This is a genomic window from Agrobacterium sp. AGB01, assembly GCF_014851585.1.
Lineage (GTDB): Bacteria > Pseudomonadota > Alphaproteobacteria > Rhizobiales > Rhizobiaceae > Agrobacterium.
In genome coordinates this window covers 134,623-150,960 of sequence record NZ_JACVAB010000009.1, presented here as the reverse complement: position 1 = coordinate 150,960, position 16,338 = coordinate 134,623, and the positions used below count along the sequence as shown (strand labels likewise).

Below are 16,338 nucleotides of genomic sequence, written 5' to 3'. Positions count from 1 at the left end.
CGCGCGCAAGGGATTTACCGTCCATAGCGGCCTTCTAATATTGTTGCAGGCGCAATTTTTGCCTGTTTTTCCGTTTAAAGATAGGAGTTATGACCACATGGCAGATGCCATGACCGCAAAAGCTATGCTTGATGAGAGAACCCAACATGAGCAATTCCTGTCCCGTGCTGACGCCTGAGGAGCGCAAACTTAACGACATTGTCGAACGTGCCAATGCACAGATGATGCGGACGGTGCTGGAGGCGCTGGATGCAGCAAGCAGCCAAGTTGCCGCAGAGTGGAAGAGCGTAGAGACGCAGGAACCCCCGCCACCTTACGACTATTTTGCAGCCGTTGTTCACCAGCGCATGTTCTTGAACCTATGCGGCGCCGACGCCGAGACAATGACCGGTGGTGATGCGGACCTGGCCGGGCACCTGATCCGCAACCAGCAGAACATTGTCGCGCATTACGGCTGGGCGAAAAAGGACAAAACCGACCCCGCCGTTTGAGGCTTTAAAACTGCATCGCATCCTTGCCGGATGCCTTGGCATCGTAAAGCAGCGCATCTGCCTCGTTGATCAGGCCGGTTATATCTCGTTTGGCCGCACTCCAAACGCCACCAATGCTGGCGCGCACATGGGTAGAACCACCCGAAATCAGCACCGGTGCCCGCATTCTTTCCAGGATACGTTCTGCAGCCGCCATGCCAGCGGCACGGCTTCCCGCCACCACGACCACGAATTCGTCACCGCCGGTTCTGGCGACGAGATCATGGCTGCGCACCGCGCCCGTGATGCGCCGCGCCGTTTCGCACAGCACCACATCTCCAACGCCGTGGCCATGAACGTCATTGACCTGCTTGAAACCATCCAGATCCAGCGCCAGCACCACAAAACCATCGGCAGATTGCAGGGCGGCAAACTCTCCAACCAAGCCGCGACGGTTCAACAGGCCAGTCAGGGCATCCGTGCTGGCGCTTTCTTCCAGCTGTTCGATGCGGCGGCGCTCATCGGTGAAATCAATGGCCATGCCAACGATCTTCAGCGGCCGGCCATCGCCATCGCGCAGCAGGCGCCGGTCACAGCGCATCCACCGTTCGCCCTGAATGGTATCCAGCCGGTATTCAGCAACATTCTGGTCCAGTTCGCCTGAGATCAACGGCGTGAGATCTGCCTGCGCGCCGTCATTGACATTCACCCGGCTGACGTAGCGCTCCAGATCAAGCCGGGCGGCGGTCTGGCCGCCGATGAACTGTGCGAGGCGATCCGAGGTTTCGAACTTGCCGCTTGGGATGTCCATATGCCAGAACCCGCCCCTCACCGCTTCCATGGCCAGTTCCAGCTGTGCGGCGCGTTCGGCCAATTGCCGCTCATGTTCCTTATGGCGGGTAATATCCTCGATCTGTGAAATGAAGCGCACCACACGGCCTTCCGCATCGCGCATGGCGGCAACATGGATCAGTACATCAACCACGTCGCCAAGCGGCCGCACATAGCGTTTTTCGATGGTGTAACCATCCCGACGACCCTGCAAGACCTGCTGGAACTGGTGCATGTCTGCGTCGATATCGTCCGGGTGGGTGAAGTCCTTGAAGTGGGTGCCAATGACTTTTTTAATCGGCAGACCGACCAGCCTTGCGAATGCGGCGTTGCCTCGCAGGATCCGTCCCTCCAGATCGACAAGCGCAATGCCTATAGGTGCGTGATCGAACGCAAAGTCGAACAGCCCCAGACGGGTGGCAGGATCATCCGTTGTGTAGGCTTGCTCCGCCATGTTTTCCTCCGCAAACAAGCGTGCATTCAGCACACTATCATCTGTACGCTTAATCCCCTCAGCAGCGAAAGGTTTCGTCAGACACCGAGGAGATTGTGCAAATGGTTTACGGGCCATTGGTTTGGGGCGTTTTAGAGAGGAGGCAGGGCAGCCCTCAAACCAATGTCACCACATCGAGACGTCACTTAAAAGCAGGAATGCTCGGTAATGCGGCCGCCGACGTAGTAGACCTTGCCGGTTGCTGGATAAGCATTAAAAATCACATATCTGCGCTGCGGGCAGATAAGCTCGAGAGATTTTTTGTGGCAGGACAGAATGTCGGTCTTTCTGGTGATGCCACCACTCACCACGGTACGGCCCCTGTCAACGCTTTGATCACACAGAAATCCCTTTTTGACAGCCATTTCGCGTGCAGTATCGAGGCTGACGCCAACCGCATTGATCTTGCTGACTTCACGGGCATGGCCACGCTCTGATGCACGGGTGAAACCGCAACTTGTGAGGGTCAGGCTGAGGCCGGTTATCAATAACACTGAAATACGATTCACGTTTTCTCTCTTGATTCCATTCACTTAACATTGGCAGCGCAACGATAACGCCCGCAAGCGGGAAGCACAAGACAACACCTGTTTGCAACCATAGTGCCGTCCTCTTTGCATGGGTATTTGGGCAGCGTGGTGTGCGATCAGTCGCTAGTGAAGCGTCACGGCCGGTCTAAATATCCGTGTCAGGAAATCCTTGAGGAACGGCATGACCAGCTGCCCGGCCAAGCGATGTCCCGCATCCAATCTATGCAGGCTAACCGGCACACCGGCCTTTGCCAGAGCCGCGGAAAATCGCTCCGCTTGATCGACAGGCGCACGGTCATCATTGACACCATGCAGCAGCAAGGTCTCGGCCGTGATCCGCTGCGCGTCATGCAGCGCCGAGCGGTCTGAAAAGGCGCGGTCAGTGGCACCACTCTCGGTCTTGATGGTCTGCTGCAAGCCTCTTGAGCTGCGCTCATAAGCGTCTCGCAGGTCGTAAACGCCACTCGACAATATAAGCGCCCTCAAGGTTTGAATTTTGGTGGCGACCATGGCCGATGCGACGGCGCCACGGCTGTTGCCGTAAAGCACGATGCGGTCAGGGTCGACCATTGGTTGCTGCTGCAGAAACGCCAGCGCCGCGATGATCGCGTGCTGGGTTGCTGGGCCGCAGAAATCCGCTGGCCCACCAGATGCACCAAACCCCGGCTGCGAGACCGCAGCGGCCGTAATGCCAAGACGCGAGGAGAAACGGACAAGCGAGCCGTTATCGGCGAATTCCTTGCCGCCCAGCAACAGCCCGCCCTGATTGCCATGCACAAAGAGGATGGCACCATTAGTTGTTGCAGGCGGCGAAGACAGGAACAGCTCGACACGCGCGCCATCGTCCCTTTCAATGAAATGTTGAGTTACCGCCGTCACGCCATGATCTCCTTGCTGCCATCGTCCTCATCATCGTCTTTGTCTCGGGCGCTGTAGATATCCAGTTCCAGTTCAAGCCCGCGTGCACCAATGGCGCTCAATGTTTCCGGCGACAGGCTCAGGCCTTCGTTGTGTTCAGCCAAAAACAGCCCGACAAACAGCCATGATTTGTAACGGGTGGTGAAATCCTTCCACGCGCCCAGATCATCGCTGAGGCTGGCGAACAAAGTTCGGATTTGTTGGTCGAGGTCGCCCGGCTGAGCATCTTCTACACTGAAACTCCACTGGCCGGTGCGGGCGACACGACGTATGTTTTCCGGTCGGAAATACACTTCACCCTTCCTAACGCCCTTAGTGGGCTGTCCGAGTGCACACGTGATTTCATCCGGATCAAGATCATCGCCATAAAAAGCTATAGAGGCGGCTGTTTTATCAACGATAGCCACGTTTCAGCTTTCCCCTTCACTGCCAGACAGGAGTAAAAATTTTCCTGAAATCTTCACTTTATCCCAACAGGACTACATTTAATATTTTACTGAAACCGGCGATTGCCATCACTTCTGTCCCTCATGCAGCAGAAGATGTTTGACGGGCTGGCGCTGCACAAATTCGGCCTCGACATGTCGCAGCACGTGGCGCTGGCCGGCAAAGGGCACCATATCGACGGCGCTTGAAAACGAGGTCCAGCAGAACGCGCTGTGTTCTTCGTTCAGCACGACTTCAGCCTCTGCATCCACGATGCCTACGAACACCGGTGCCAGCGTGATGGCGTCGCGGTCCGCCTCGTAAAACTGTTCGCAGATATCGGCGGAATAAAGCCGTGTGCAGGAAAGCCCGGTTTCTTCCTTCACCTCGCGCAGTGCCGTTTGCCAGGCTTTTTCACCGTCTTCGATGCCGCCGGCAATCTGGCACCACTCCCCAACCAGGGTGTGGTTGCGGCGCAGCAGCAGCACCTGCGTTTCCGCGCCGACTTCACGCAACACAACAACGGCCACGCCAAAACTGCGGATGGGTATTTCTGCCATGAACACATCGCTCCCGGTTCGTGTCCCCCTAAGTCTATTTGCACAATCTCGGTGATATTAGGAAGCCGATAAATACAGCCCTGACGGGAATTTCAAACACCATCTGCTGCACCGAAAACATCCCATCATCAATTCGTCACATCAAATGTATCATGACTATTGACTTCACAATATCACGATACTTATGTTGCGACGAAAGATTGATGAGGTATTCCATGACTGACACAATGTACGACGTTATCATCATTGGCGGCAGCTATGCCGGCCTTTCCGCCGCCATTCAGTTGGGCCGCGCGCGGCGCAAGGTGCTGATTATCGATGAAGGCCTCCGGCGCAACCGTTTTGCCGCCCACTCACATGGTTTCATCACGCAGGATGGCGTCGACCCGGCTGTGATTGCCGCTAAGGCACGCGAGCAGGTTTTGAACTACCCGACAATCACCTGGCTTTCGGCCCGTGCCGACAGCGCGCAAAAATTGGCGACAAGCGGTGCGGATGCGGGTTTTGAAGTGTTGGCCAAGGGTGTTCGCCACCTGTCTCGCCGCCTGTTGCTGGCCACTGGCGTCAAGGATTTGCTGCCTGCCATAGAGGGTCTTGCCGAGCGCTGGGGCAAAGCGGTGTTTCACTGCCCCTATTGCCACGGTTATGAGCTGGACCAGGGGCCGATTGGCGTCATTGCCGGGTCTGAGCTTTCCATGCACCATGCGCTAATGTTGCCGGATTGGGGGCCAACAACGCTGCTCTTGAACGATGCCTTTACACCGGATGCCGAGCAGCTGGCGGCGCTGACAGCGCGTGGAACGACGCTGGAACGCTGCCCGATATCAGCCATTACCGGCCATGCCGACATAAATCTTGCCGATGGCCGGATGCTTTCCTTCGCCGGCCTGTTTGCCATGGCGCCGTTTGAGCTGGCGAGCCCCATCGCCCATGATCTGGGGCTTGAGATGGAGCAAGGACCGTTAGGCGCCACCATCAAAACCGACGTGATGAAGGAAACCTCCCTGCCCGGCGTGTTTGCCTGCGGTGATGCCGCACGGCCAATGGCGTCGGTGGCGCTGGCCGTGGGTGATGGCAATCTGGCAGGTGCCGGCGTGCATCGCTCGCTGATGTTTGGCACGGTTTGAGTGCTGCACCGCCACCAGTTCAGGCGCGGTGCGCTGATACCAGCAACATCATTGGCCGTTCCAGCTCTTCCGCAAGGGCTGGAACTTCCGCGATCTGTTCTGCCGTCGGGTAAAATTCCTTAATCTCACGGATGGTGAACCCTGAGGTGATCAGGCTGTTGAGCGTGGTGGCGATGGTGCGGTGATATTTGACCACACCCTTGGCGAACCAGTCCGTGCGGCGCTCTCCCTCCACGGAATAACCATTGACCGGCCAGGTTTTGCGGCCGTCCTCATCTTCAATCCAGTGCGGATGGGCGGCCGCCATAAAGATGGGATGTTCTATCGTGAACACGAAGTCGCCACCGGGTTTGAGGGCCGCGTGCACCATGCGGACAAGACGGGCAAAATCCCTGACGTAATGAAAGGCCAGTGCGCTATAGGCAAGATCGAACTGCGACTGCGGCAATTCCAGCGTTTCAAGGTCGGTTATGTCGTAGGTGATTGCGCTGGCGGACGTGTCCTGTCTGGCGCGGTTGATCATGTTTTCCGAGAGATCAAGCCCCAGAACGCTGGCCGCACCCTGCCCGGCCATCCAGCGGGATGCCCAGCCAAAACCGCAGCCGAGATCCACCACATGTTTGCCGGCAAGTGGCGGCAGCATGGCACGAATGGCTGGCCATTCCGGCGCGCCATCCAGCCCATGCACCTGACGCGGAAGCTGGCTGTAACCGGCAAAAAAGGCCGGATTGTCATAAATATTCTGCGCCACGCGAAACCTCATCATGTCTGTGTTGCCACTTACCACTAGTCACGTGCGGAGTGGCGGTGTCTGCTGAACTTCTAAGCGCGCAAGGATAGTCATATCGATGACAATCGCAATGTTTGCGCCTATTACGGGGCATCAGTAGCCAACTCATCTGCGTTGCGCTAACTCATTCACGTTGCGCCAACCCAGGAGCAACCACGCAATGACGATGGACAAGATATGTCGATGCTTCTGATACCCGGTTTCATGCTGGATGCCGACCTGTGGCGCGATGTGACGCCGGGTCTTGGCGAATTCGGGCCATTTGTGCATGCCGATCTCTTTCAAGACGGCACGATCAAGGACATGGCCAGCCGCGTGCTGGCGCAGGCGCCGGAGACATTCATCCTCGTCGGGTTTTCGATGGGCGGTTATGTGGCGCGCGAAATTGTGCGCCAGGCACCTGAGCGGGTTAAAGCGCTGGTGCTGATTGCCACGTCTGCGCGTGGTGACACAGAGGTGCAGCGCCAGCGGAAGGAAGCTGTGGCACACAAGCCGGACAGTGTTTCCTTCAAGGGCCTGAGCACGGCGGCCGTCGCCTCTTCCCTGCACCCTGACAATGCCGGACGGCAGGACCTGATTGCCCGCATTCAGGCCATGGGCCAGCGCCTGGGTAGCGATGTGTTTCGCCGGCAATCGCTGCTGGAGCGGGTGGATGAGCGCCATTTGCTGGCCGATATCAGCTGCCCCTGTCTGATTCTAGCAGGTGAACAGGACAAGCTGCGCAGCCGCACGGAAGCGGAAGAACTGCATGAGGGCATCAGCGGCTCCAGCCTTCAGGTGATAGAAAAGACCGGCCACATGATACCGCTGGAAGCGCCGGATGAACTTATAACAGTGATGCGGCAATGGCTGGATGGTCTTGAAGCGTAAAGGCAGCGCAAGGCAATTGCGCTGCCCTAAAATTTGCGGTTCTAGAACCTGGCGGTAAACCCAAGCGTGCCGCTGAGGCTGGTATTGCCAGAGAGGTCGCCAAGGCTTGTGTTGATGCCCGCCTGACCGTGTACGGCATATTTTTCATTGTCCCAGGCATAGGTGCCGCCAAGGCCAAGGCCGCCCCACAGACGTTCCTGCGAATTGCGCAATGCAACGCCGGCCACGTCTGTTCTGGCGTCGGGCGACAGGTCATAATAGAGATTGGCAATGCCATAGACCTGCAGGCGGTTGCGGGTGCCGGCCTCACCCGTCCAGCTGTTTTCATAATCCGATGACAGGCCAAGGCGCAGTTTCAGGTCATTGTCCCTGCCCAGAGACACCTTTGCGCCAAAGGCATCGATAAAGTCGCGGTAGCTCAGGCCGGAAAAGCTGAGCTGGGCCTGCGGGGTCAGGCTCCAGCCGGGGCTGATGGCAATCTGCTGGCCTGCCTCAACGCCCAGCGCGTAGCCGAAACCATTATTGCCTGAGGCAAGCCGGGTGGCTGCGGTGGTGGAATTGAGGTCACTGTCAAACCAGGTGAGGTTGACCTGACCATCGACGTAAAAACCGCCATTGCCGTACCAGGTCAGCGTGCTGCCAAGGCCGTAGCCACTGCTGCTGATGGCGCCGTTGCCATAGGGCGACGTGATGTCGCCATCAATAGTGCCGTAACGCAGGGACAAGCCGCCAACCAGATTGCCGCCGCTTGAGGACATGAGTTCCATGTCGGTACCGGCCTGCAATTGCCAGGTATCAACCGTGTAGTCCGTTGACGTGGTTGAGGAATGTGGTGACAGACGGTCATGCTGGCCGACAATGCGGCCCCAGATGCCGTAATCACCAGCATCAGAACCCTGCCCGGCATTTGTATCGCTGCTGCCCCAGACGCGGCTGCCCACACGCTGTTGCAGCGTATCCAGCGTATTGAACCGTTGCAGCACCGATGAATAGGCTTCGTAAACCGGTGCGCCAGCCTGATAAAGCGGAGTGCCTGACGACAACAGGGCCGAGCGCAGATACCAGTCGCCATCCAGTGGCGTGCTGGCGCCGCCCTGATACAGCCGGTAAGCGTAAGCGCCTGCGACCACGGCCTGATCGCCCTCAAAAACATAACTGCCGAGCAGTGAGAAGGCACCGGCGGACACGCCGCCGACATCGATGATCTTGATGCCTTCCACCGTCTGGTCACCGCTGCCACCAAAATTGATGACCCGCACATTGGTGGTGCCAGACGTGTTGCCGGTGATAATCAACTGGTCGGTGGAAGAGGTGTCGTCGCCCAGCACCGTTTCAATTTCCAGCGTGCCGCCACTGCCGATATAGTCCCCCGCAACCGTGAGGGTGCCAATGGAGTTGCCCGGCGCAATGGTGCCGCCGGCAAAGTTGGTGGTGGTGCCGACCTGCCCTATGCCCTGCAAACGCCCGCCGCGAACTTCCATGCTGCCGCCCAGTGTGTTGTTGACCGACAATATGCCATTATAAACGCCTGATACGCCGAGCAGCGCGGCATTGTTGGCGGTGAGAATGGTCTGGCCGGAGCCGACCTGCCGCACGCCGCCGGAGCCGCTGACCGTGCCCGAAAAGGTCACCACGTCAGAACGGTCAAAGGCCAGAATGCCATCATTGGCAACGTCACCCACGATGCTGCCGGTGGTGCCACCATTGCCCAGTTTCAAGGTGCCACCGGTAATGGTGGTGTTGCCGCTATAGGTGTTTTCGCCTGTCAGTGTCAGGGTGCCTGCACCCTGTTTGGTCAACGCGCCAGCGCCGGTCAATTCCGGTTCAACGCCGATGTTAAAACCGTTGGTGTCGAAGAAACCTCCCTCAGATCCAAGCGAGACCTGCTCGTTGGAAAAGTTGACGAAGAAATTGCCGATGTTGGCAGTGGCACGCAGGATGCCACCATTGATTGTCACGTCAGCGGTGCCTAGCCCAAGACGCACAAAGCGGGTTTCCAGCACGCCGCGCGCGCCAGCCGTGCCGTTGATATCCATGGTGCCGACTGCGGTTGCCGAGGAAATGCCGAGCCAGACACCCGTTTGGGCGTAAACCTCAGCGCCATCTTCAATTGTGATGTCACCTGCGCCATAGTTTCCCAGATTGAGGTTGTAGTCGGTGATACGCCAGTTGGAACCGGCACCCGTGACCACGACACTTCCGAGACCACCGGGACCGGCGCCGACATATCCCTGCTGGCTGGACACCGTGGCACCGTCCTCAATGCGCAGTGTGCCATTGGCGAAATTGCCCACGGTCAACTGGCCGGAACTGGTCCAGCTGGAGGTGCCGCCGGAGACAGTAGCGGCACCCGCAACAGACTCTCCGATAATGGCAAGATCGCTTGAAACCTGGCCGCCGCTGTCGATATTCAGGCTTCCATTATTGATGGTGATGCGACCGGTATTTTCCCACGACGATCCGTTGCCGGACACAAGAACCTTACCCTCATCAGCGCCGCCGAGCGTGGCATCCGTATTAACGATGACTCTACCGCCGCCAAGAATTTGCAAGTCACCATCACCGCCGTCGCCAATCGCAAAATAGCTGTTGTTGGTCCAGGTGGATGCGTTGCCCAGGCCATCCGTGCCGGATACCACGGTTAAGCCACCAACCACGCCACTGGCATTGGTAACACTGGCCCCGGCGGTGATGTTCAGCGTTCCGTCGGACGTGCGCGTTTCTGTCGTGTTCAAGGATGAACCCGCGCCTGTAACCGTCAAAGTGCTTGTGGCCTCGACAGTGACATTGTTTGCGCTGCCAACACCCGACAGATTGACGTTACCGGGCGCAATGACTGCGTCCGACGTCAGATCCGGGAGGGTGTTGGAACTCCAGTTGCCGGCGTCAAACCAGTCATTATTACCGGCACCCCCTGTCCAATCAGCAGCCTGCGCAGTGACCGGAGTGGCCGCGAAGGCCAGAACGAGCGGCGCGGTGGACAAAAGCAGGAGTTGATAGGACGGCCGAAGAGTGCGGAAGGCGTGGCGCTTTTGCATGACGACCCGAAGGCATGAGGGAAATGACGTTTATCAAACAATGAATAAACATGCTTAACATCTCCCTAATATTCGCGCCAAAGCAGTAAAACATTGAAGGACACGCAAACAGTGTCAGGTGCCCTTTCCGCCTGATATCAATGATTTGTACGCGAGACAGGCAGTGCCTGCCCGGCACCATGCGGGACCTCATGCCAGCGGCAGGCCGCGCTCCACCAACGCTCGAAAATATGCAACGCCATAGGATATGGCGGCGTCGTTGAAGTCGTAACCCGCTTCATGCACGGAGGGGCCGTTGCCATTGCCAATCAGCATGATGTTGCCAGGGCGTGCCTCCAGCATGAAGGCGAAATCTTCCGAGCCCATCAATGGCTCCATGGTGCCATTGACCTTGTCATCACCGACCAGTGACCTGGCGACATCAACCGCAAAAGCGGTTTGTTTGCCATGGTTTACCACCGGCGGAAACATGTGTTTGTACGTCACGGTTGCCGTTGCGCCATAGGCCGTTGCCACATGGGTGGCGATGTCGGTTATGCGCTTTTCCATAAGGTCGCGGGTGGCGGGGTCAAAGGTTCTTGTCGTGCCGCCCATTTCAGCGGTTTGCGGAATGACATTGCCGGCCTTGCCGCCGGCCATCCAGCCCACTGTGACCACCGCGCACTGGCGCGGATGCACATTGCGCGACACGATGGTTTGCAGCGCCAGCAGAATGTTGGCGCCGACCACCAGCGGATCCACACTGACATGGGGTGATGCGCCATGCGCGCCCTTGCCATCAATGCGAATGCGAAACCCATCGGCGGAAGCGGCCAAGGGTCCGCTTGCCGTCATGAACTGGCCAATGGGCAGGCCGGGTTCGGTGTGCATGGCATAGACTTCATTAATGGCGAAACGGTCCATCAGCCCATCCTCCACCATGGCCTTGCCGCCACCACCGCCCTCTTCCGCCGGCTGGAAAATCACCACGGCCGTGCCATCAAAAGCGCGGCTGCGTGCCAGTTCACGCGCCGCGCCCAGCAGTATGGCGGTGTGGCCATCATGCCCGCAGGCATGCATGACACCTTTGGTTTTGGAGGCCCATGGCGCGCCGGTTTCTTCCTCTATCGGCAGGGCATCCATATCGGCCCGCAGGCCAATGACCCGGCCGCTTGCCTGTTTTTGCCCCCTGATGACACCAACCACGCCGGTTTTGCCAATGCCCGTGACGACCTCATCACAGCCAAATTCTGTGAGCTTTTGCGCCACAAAAGCTGCCGTGCGGTGAACCTCAAACTGCAATTCCGGATGGGCGTGAAGGTCTCGTCTCCACTCCACGACATCGGCGTAGTCAGCATCTGTTACCTGCATCGGATACCCTCGACATGGTCACGAACTTGGGGGCTTAGGCACGAGGATAAGAATTTTGACCGAGGACACAACCTGTCTTGCCACGGTTTTGCGGAAACGGTGGCGTCGCGGCGGTTTGGTATCTCCCGCCCGAGCACGCGTCGCCGATAGATGCGGGCAAGTGCTGCGAGGTTGCATTTGAAACCCGACGACGGCGTTTTGATACCGCCCCGCAACGGCGATGGTGCCAGATGCCTCATCACGCAGCGATGGGCTTTAAGATGACACATGCTTTAAAAACACATCAAAACCAATATGACGTGGCAGCGATGCTGGCTAATTGTCGGCAATACTGGCTGAATTATTCGCAGGCTCCACACTCTGATGGACCTATTGCCGTTTACCGCACCGGTGTGCCGCACCATCAGCTTAACGGCGTCATCCACATGAACGCGGCGAGCGCTGACGAGATCCGTGAGGTCGTCTCGCAGCTCAGCGACCTGCCGTCTGTGTGGTGGGTCGGTCCGGACAGCTACCCAACCGCCGCTGAGGACGTAATCAATGCCGGTGCAAAACTGAGCACAACATTGCCGGTGATGGCAATTCAGCTACAAAATCTCGCCCAAAGGCCAATACCCTCACCCCACTGGACGGTCGTGCGGTTGCAGGAAGGTGCTGCTCTTTTCCCCTGGGTTCAAAGTTACAGCGAGGCTGTGGGTGCTAGGAAAGAAGATATCGCCACCATGTTGCGGGTGGAGCAAAACCGCTCTGACGCGCCGGGCCAGTTGACGCGCTTTGCCGCATTCTCTGACGGAGAAATCGTTGGAACATCGGAGCTTTTCGTGCATGAAGGGATTGCGGGCATCTACCTTGTCTCGACGAAGAAGAGCCATCGTTGCCGTGGCATCGGCACGGCCTTGACCCATGCGGCCTGCATGGCAGGACGTGAACTTGGCCTTGATGTGGCAACACTGCAGGCCAGCAGCAGTGGATACCCGATCTACAAAAAACTGGGCTTCGAGGATGTAGCGTCTTACGACCTGCTGACGTTTGACCCAGCTAAAGTTTTAGAGGAAGGCGGCAGTGTCGACGCCGCCCCTTGCCCCGAGCCGACTACCAGCTTTTTTGGATGAGCTCACCTGATGGCCCGCAGGCAAAAAAGCCGCCGGTTGGGCCATAGGCATGGATTGTGGCCAGCGCGACAGCCGGGCGTGCGCCGACATCAACCGGGTGGCCGGGGCCGTTTCCGGTCATGTCTGTCGAGGTCAGGCCGGGGTCAACCGCATTGACCTTGATGCCATCACGCTCCAGCTCTTTCGCCAGTTTGACAGTCAGCATGTTGAGCGCGGTTTTGGAGCTGCAATAACCGCCAAAACCGACGGTCCAGGTTTCGCTGCGCATGTCCATGGCGTCATTGATCGAGGCCAGACCGCTGCTCATCATCACCACACGCGCGGCGCTGGATTTGCGCAACAGAGGCAAAAACGCCTGTGTGACCCGCAACACACCAAACACGTTGGTGTCGAACATCTGCCTGACCTCATCGAGACTTTCTTCGGCCAAAGATGGCGGCGGGGCAAACATGACACCGGCATTGTTGACCAGTACATCCAGCCTGTCCGTGTGGTGGGACAGCGTGACGACGGCACTGGCGACGCTCGCATCGTCCGTCACATCCAGCTGCACGGCTTGCGCCTTGATGCCTTCGGCACGCAGCTGATCGGCGGCCGCTTCTCCACGCGCAAGATCGCGGCAACCCAGCCAGACGGAATGCCCCTGCGCGCCCAGCTGGCGGGCAATGGCAAGGCCAATGCCCTTGTTGGCACCGGTTACCAGCGCGATGCGGTTTAAATCGCTCATCGTAAAATCCCTGATCGTTTCATCGATCAGACAAATACTACGAATTTCGTATTATTCAATATTCGGATTTTGATATTTTTTGCGTCAGCCGCACAAATTCGTCCCGTTCGGCCGGGTCCAGCGCTTCCAGCATGGCGTGGCAGGTGGCACCGTAACCGGCGATATAACCGGCAACAGCACCTTCGCCCTGCTCGGTAAGCGACAATGCGACGGCGCGGCGGTTTTCCTGCGGCCGCTCGCGCAAAACCATGTCCTTGCGCACCAGCCTGTCAACGGCTGATGACATGGTGGTCAGCGGCACCTGCAGGTAACGGGCAACATCGCCCAGGCCGCAGCCCTTGTGATCCGACACGAACAGCAGGGTCTGCACATCAAGCGCGCTTAACGCATTGTCCATGGCGGCCGTTGCCTCGGCCACCTTGAAACGACGCGTAAACCGCTCAAGAGCGTGGGTGAGTTGTTCTGTCTGTTCAGGCGTGGGTCTGGTCATAGGCGCTTTAAAGCATTTTCAGGGGATGGAGGTAAGGTGGTGGCCGTCATGGTGCTTCGTGAAATTGAAACCGTCTCAATGTATTATTCTGGCGGTTCACTTCCTGCAAAAGCTATTGAACGAACATTATTCTTCGCAAATAGGCGGCTCGATGAGCCGGCGGAATAAGCTTATAATCGTAGAGCCGTGCGCCTAGATTACACGCATCAGCATTGGAGATACTCTGAAGATCAGCCAATTTTTCCATATCCTCTTCGGAAAAATCGAGTTCAACGAAGAGGATTTGATAGAACTGATCATCGTTCAACAATGTCCCGGTCTCAACCCGCTGTTTCCCGCTGGAGTAAATTTCGATGTATGCGCTGGAGTAGGTTTTGTACGCCGCCGCTACAGCAGGATCACTTAGAATATCAACTTTAACAAAGCCCGTGAGTAAATCTTTGCAGCTAGATGGGGCATGTTTCGCCAATGCGTCGATAAGGTTCAGCATTGGGACGTAAAGCGCTAACGTGGTCTCATCGCTCGCTCTGCGATGTACTGGTGGACCATATTCCAAATAAAGATCAGCGACTTTCTTTTGCATCGTTTTCATATCTTTGGTTTTGAGCGCTTCCTGGAGAATAGGCTCTACTTCCTGCGGATGGTCGCTCAACACCGCGTGGGTCAGAGGGTCTCTTTTTTGCAACTCAGCCATAGCCACTTTAATGGGATCTTCCTTCGATTGGGAAAATCCTCCGCGCTCGATTTGCTCGATGAGACGAATGCCGACCGCAACCATAACTGCTACGATTATAATTCTCAGAAACGTCTTCATATTGCCCGTGTCCCTTGATCGGTACCCCACCGATGCGAAAACGCATAAAAGGACGCTCCACCAAGTCAACACAACAGGCCATCCAAACCACGACGCGAACACGTTTTTCACACTAAATCTTTAGCTGTGATAAAAGAGCCGACATTCCAAGCCCAATTGCCTCCCGACATATTCGAGATGTCGCCAATAATTTGAGCTCACGCCCCGTTTGTGGCAAAGGCCCCTCCTCTCTGTATTGCCGCGGCTGCTGAAACCCGCGCACTTACGGAGAACAGAGTGTACGCACCATATTTCAAATACCGCACCGGCCATGTTGCCGGGCATGTCGTCAGGTCTGTCGTTGCACACGACGAACCGGAACGATCTTTCATGCGCTCGCTTGATGACCTTGCAAGCGCCTTGCCGACGCCGGACGCGCTTTCTGAGAAGAACGCGCGTTTAAGGGCTGTCGCCACCACGCCGGATTTCCACCCCGGCAAACCCGTGCCGGTTGGCGTTGTCGCAGATTTCGAAAGTGCGGTTGTGCCGCATCTGATCGGGTCCGATATTGGCTGTGGCATGCGCATGATGGTGCTGGGCAACATCACCGCAGACCAGTTGGCGACACCGCTGCTGGAGCGGCATCTGCGCCATGTGTTTTTTCAGGGTGGGCGCGACATTGCGCTAACGGGCAAAGACCGCCACGCAATATTGCGGGATGGGTTGCCGGGGCTGCTCAGCAGCCTGCAGCACAAGGCAACCGGCCTGCTTGGCAGGCTGGATATCAACCACGCCTGGGATGATCTGGAGCGGCAATGCGACAATGGCGTATTTGCCTGTTCCGGCGTCGATCCGGATTTTCAGGACTATGCGCGGATTGATGACCAGCACCGCCACGACGCGATTTTGGGCACGATTGGCGGCGGCAACCACTTCGTGGAAATCGGTTATGTCGAAGACATTGTCGATGGTGCCTTTGCGACGGCGGCCGGCCTGAAAAGCGGTTCTGTCGTGCTGGTGGTGCATTCCGGCTCGCTGGACTTTGGCCAGCAGGTTGGCACCTCAATCAAGGACCGGTTGAAGGCACATGACAAACGCGGTCTCGACTGGCGGGTGCTTTCGAAGGAGAGCCAGCAGGCGCTTTACCGGCGTTACATGACCGGCCATGCCAATGCCGCCAATGCGGCCTTTGCCAATCGTTTCCTGATTGGGTTGGCGGCGGTTGAGGCCGTGTCACGCGCAACTAACCGAGAGGTTGAGCACCGGCTGGTTTATGACGCGCCCCACAACACCGTGTGGGAGCATGGAGAGATCGTGCGGCACAGGAAAGGCGCCTGCCCGGCCCGCGGGATCGGCGCGATGGCCGCCAGCCCTTACCAGTGGCTGGGTGAACCGGTCATTTTGCCAGGTTCGATGGGCGATGGTACCTGGCTGCTGGCTGGCCGGGGTGCTGCCGAGACGCTGGAAAGTTCCGCGCACGGGGCCGGACGCAGGCTTTCCCGCCAAGAGGCACGCGCACAAGGCGTTATTGGCAACAGGCTGCGCGTGGTTGGCCCGGTAGACCCGACAAGTCCTGCCTTGTTGGGCCGGCCGGATATTCTGGCTGAGATCCGCGCCCGGTTGAATGAGGAAGCACCCACGGCCTACAAGCCGATAGACAGCGTGGTTGAGCCGATGGTCGCGGCCGGAATGGCAACGCGGGTGGCGAAGGTGAAGCCGCTTGTCACCGTGAAGGGATAAGCGGCTTTACGGCAAAAACAAAACAGCGGGACGTTGATCCCGCTGTTTTGGTGGTCAACCTTTGAGAACCATC

The 16,338-nt window shown here is 57.7% G+C and carries 16 protein-coding genes; 5 read left to right on the top strand and 11 right to left on the bottom strand.

What is annotated here, in order from left to right:
* Positions 1 to 146: 146 nt before the first annotated feature.
* Positions 147 to 491, top strand: coding sequence for a hypothetical protein (locus tag IB237_RS24495; protein WP_192491356.1), 345 nt, complete (start codon positions 147 to 149; stop codon positions 489 to 491).
* A 4-nt stretch (positions 492 to 495) separates the two neighbouring features.
* On the opposite strand, the gene IB237_RS26495 is transcribed toward IB237_RS24495, so the two are convergent.
* The 5 genes from IB237_RS26495 to IB237_RS24470 form a co-directional block, all read right to left on the bottom strand.
* Positions 496 to 1,755 carry a diguanylate cyclase domain-containing protein gene (locus IB237_RS26495; RefSeq protein ID WP_192491355.1) on the bottom strand — a complete coding sequence of 420 codons (1,260 nt, stop codon included), beginning with the start codon at positions 1,753 to 1,755 and terminating at the stop codon, positions 496 to 498.
* A gap of 185 nt (positions 1,756 to 1,940) precedes the next feature.
* Complete coding sequence (locus IB237_RS24485) at positions 1,941 to 2,303, bottom strand: hypothetical protein (protein ID WP_192491354.1); 363 nt, start codon at positions 2,301 to 2,303, stop codon at positions 1,941 to 1,943.
* Between the two features lie 144 nt (positions 2,304 to 2,447).
* Positions 2,448 to 3,203 (bottom strand): alpha/beta fold hydrolase, encoded by a 756-nt coding sequence (locus tag IB237_RS24480; protein WP_192491353.1) that lies wholly within the window; start codon positions 3,201 to 3,203, stop codon positions 2,448 to 2,450.
* Positions 3,200 to 3,649, bottom strand: a complete 450-nt coding sequence (locus IB237_RS24475) for a DUF4279 domain-containing protein (RefSeq protein WP_192491352.1) — start codon at positions 3,647 to 3,649, stop codon at positions 3,200 to 3,202. Before IB237_RS24475 ends, IB237_RS24480 begins: the two co-directional genes overlap by 4 nt.
* Before the next feature lie 108 nt (positions 3,650 to 3,757).
* The gene (locus IB237_RS24470) at positions 3,758 to 4,228 is read right to left on the bottom strand and encodes an NUDIX pyrophosphatase (protein ID WP_192491351.1); all 471 of its coding nucleotides are present in this window, start codon (positions 4,226 to 4,228) and stop codon (positions 3,758 to 3,760) included.
* A gap of 215 nt (positions 4,229 to 4,443) precedes the next feature.
* On the opposite strand from IB237_RS24470, the gene IB237_RS24465 reads away from it, so the two are divergent.
* Positions 4,444 to 5,355 carry an NAD(P)/FAD-dependent oxidoreductase gene (locus IB237_RS24465; protein ID WP_192491350.1) on the top strand — a complete coding sequence of 304 codons (912 nt, stop codon included), beginning with the start codon at positions 4,444 to 4,446 and terminating at the stop codon, positions 5,353 to 5,355.
* 19 nt (positions 5,356 to 5,374) lie between these two features.
* Here IB237_RS24465 and IB237_RS24460 read toward each other — a convergent pair whose 3' ends face one another.
* Complete coding sequence (locus tag IB237_RS24460; protein ID WP_192491349.1) at positions 5,375 to 6,106, bottom strand: class I SAM-dependent methyltransferase; 732 nt, start codon at positions 6,104 to 6,106, stop codon at positions 5,375 to 5,377.
* Positions 6,107 to 6,322: 216 nt separating this feature from the next.
* On the opposite strand from IB237_RS24460, the gene IB237_RS24455 reads away from it, so the two are divergent.
* The gene (locus IB237_RS24455; protein WP_192491348.1) at positions 6,323 to 7,015 is read left to right on the top strand and encodes an alpha/beta fold hydrolase; all 693 of its coding nucleotides are present in this window, start codon (positions 6,323 to 6,325) and stop codon (positions 7,013 to 7,015) included.
* A 41-nt stretch (positions 7,016 to 7,056) separates the two neighbouring features.
* Here the strand turns inward: IB237_RS24455 and IB237_RS24450 are convergent, their stop codons facing one another.
* Together IB237_RS24450 and IB237_RS24445 are read right to left on the bottom strand one after the other, a co-directional pair.
* Positions 7,057 to 10,053, bottom strand: coding sequence for an autotransporter outer membrane beta-barrel domain-containing protein (locus IB237_RS24450; protein ID WP_192491347.1), 2,997 nt, complete (start codon positions 10,051 to 10,053; stop codon positions 7,057 to 7,059).
* A 189-nt stretch (positions 10,054 to 10,242) separates the two neighbouring features.
* Positions 10,243 to 11,403, bottom strand: coding sequence for a M20 aminoacylase family protein (locus IB237_RS24445; protein ID WP_192491346.1), 1,161 nt, complete (start codon positions 11,401 to 11,403; stop codon positions 10,243 to 10,245).
* A 308-nt stretch (positions 11,404 to 11,711) separates the two neighbouring features.
* Between IB237_RS24445 and IB237_RS24440 the strand changes: the two genes are divergently transcribed.
* Positions 11,712 to 12,515, top strand: a complete 804-nt coding sequence (locus IB237_RS24440; protein ID WP_192491345.1) for a GNAT family N-acetyltransferase — start codon at positions 11,712 to 11,714, stop codon at positions 12,513 to 12,515.
* Here IB237_RS24440 and IB237_RS24435 read toward each other — a convergent pair.
* The 3 genes from IB237_RS24435 to IB237_RS24425 all read right to left on the bottom strand — a co-directional run bounded on the left by IB237_RS24435 (position 12,496) and on the right by IB237_RS24425 (position 14,546).
* Entirely contained in the window at positions 12,496 to 13,242 is a 747-nt protein-coding gene (locus IB237_RS24435; protein ID WP_192491344.1) for an SDR family oxidoreductase, read from the bottom strand. The genes IB237_RS24440 and IB237_RS24435 overlap by 20 nt on opposite strands.
* A gap of 55 nt (positions 13,243 to 13,297) precedes the next feature.
* Positions 13,298 to 13,732, bottom strand: coding sequence for a MarR family winged helix-turn-helix transcriptional regulator (locus IB237_RS24430; RefSeq protein WP_192491343.1), 435 nt, complete (start codon positions 13,730 to 13,732; stop codon positions 13,298 to 13,300).
* Positions 13,733 to 13,844: 112 nt separating this feature from the next.
* Positions 13,845 to 14,546: a hypothetical protein gene (locus IB237_RS24425; RefSeq protein WP_192491342.1), complete on the bottom strand. Its 702-nt coding sequence runs from the start codon at positions 14,544 to 14,546 to the stop codon at positions 13,845 to 13,847.
* Between the two features lie 276 nt (positions 14,547 to 14,822).
* Between IB237_RS24425 and IB237_RS24420 the strand changes: the two genes are divergently transcribed.
* Entirely contained in the window at positions 14,823 to 16,265 is a 1,443-nt protein-coding gene (locus IB237_RS24420; protein ID WP_192491341.1) for an RtcB family protein, read from the top strand.
* The last annotated feature ends 73 nt before the right edge of the window (positions 16,266 to 16,338 follow it).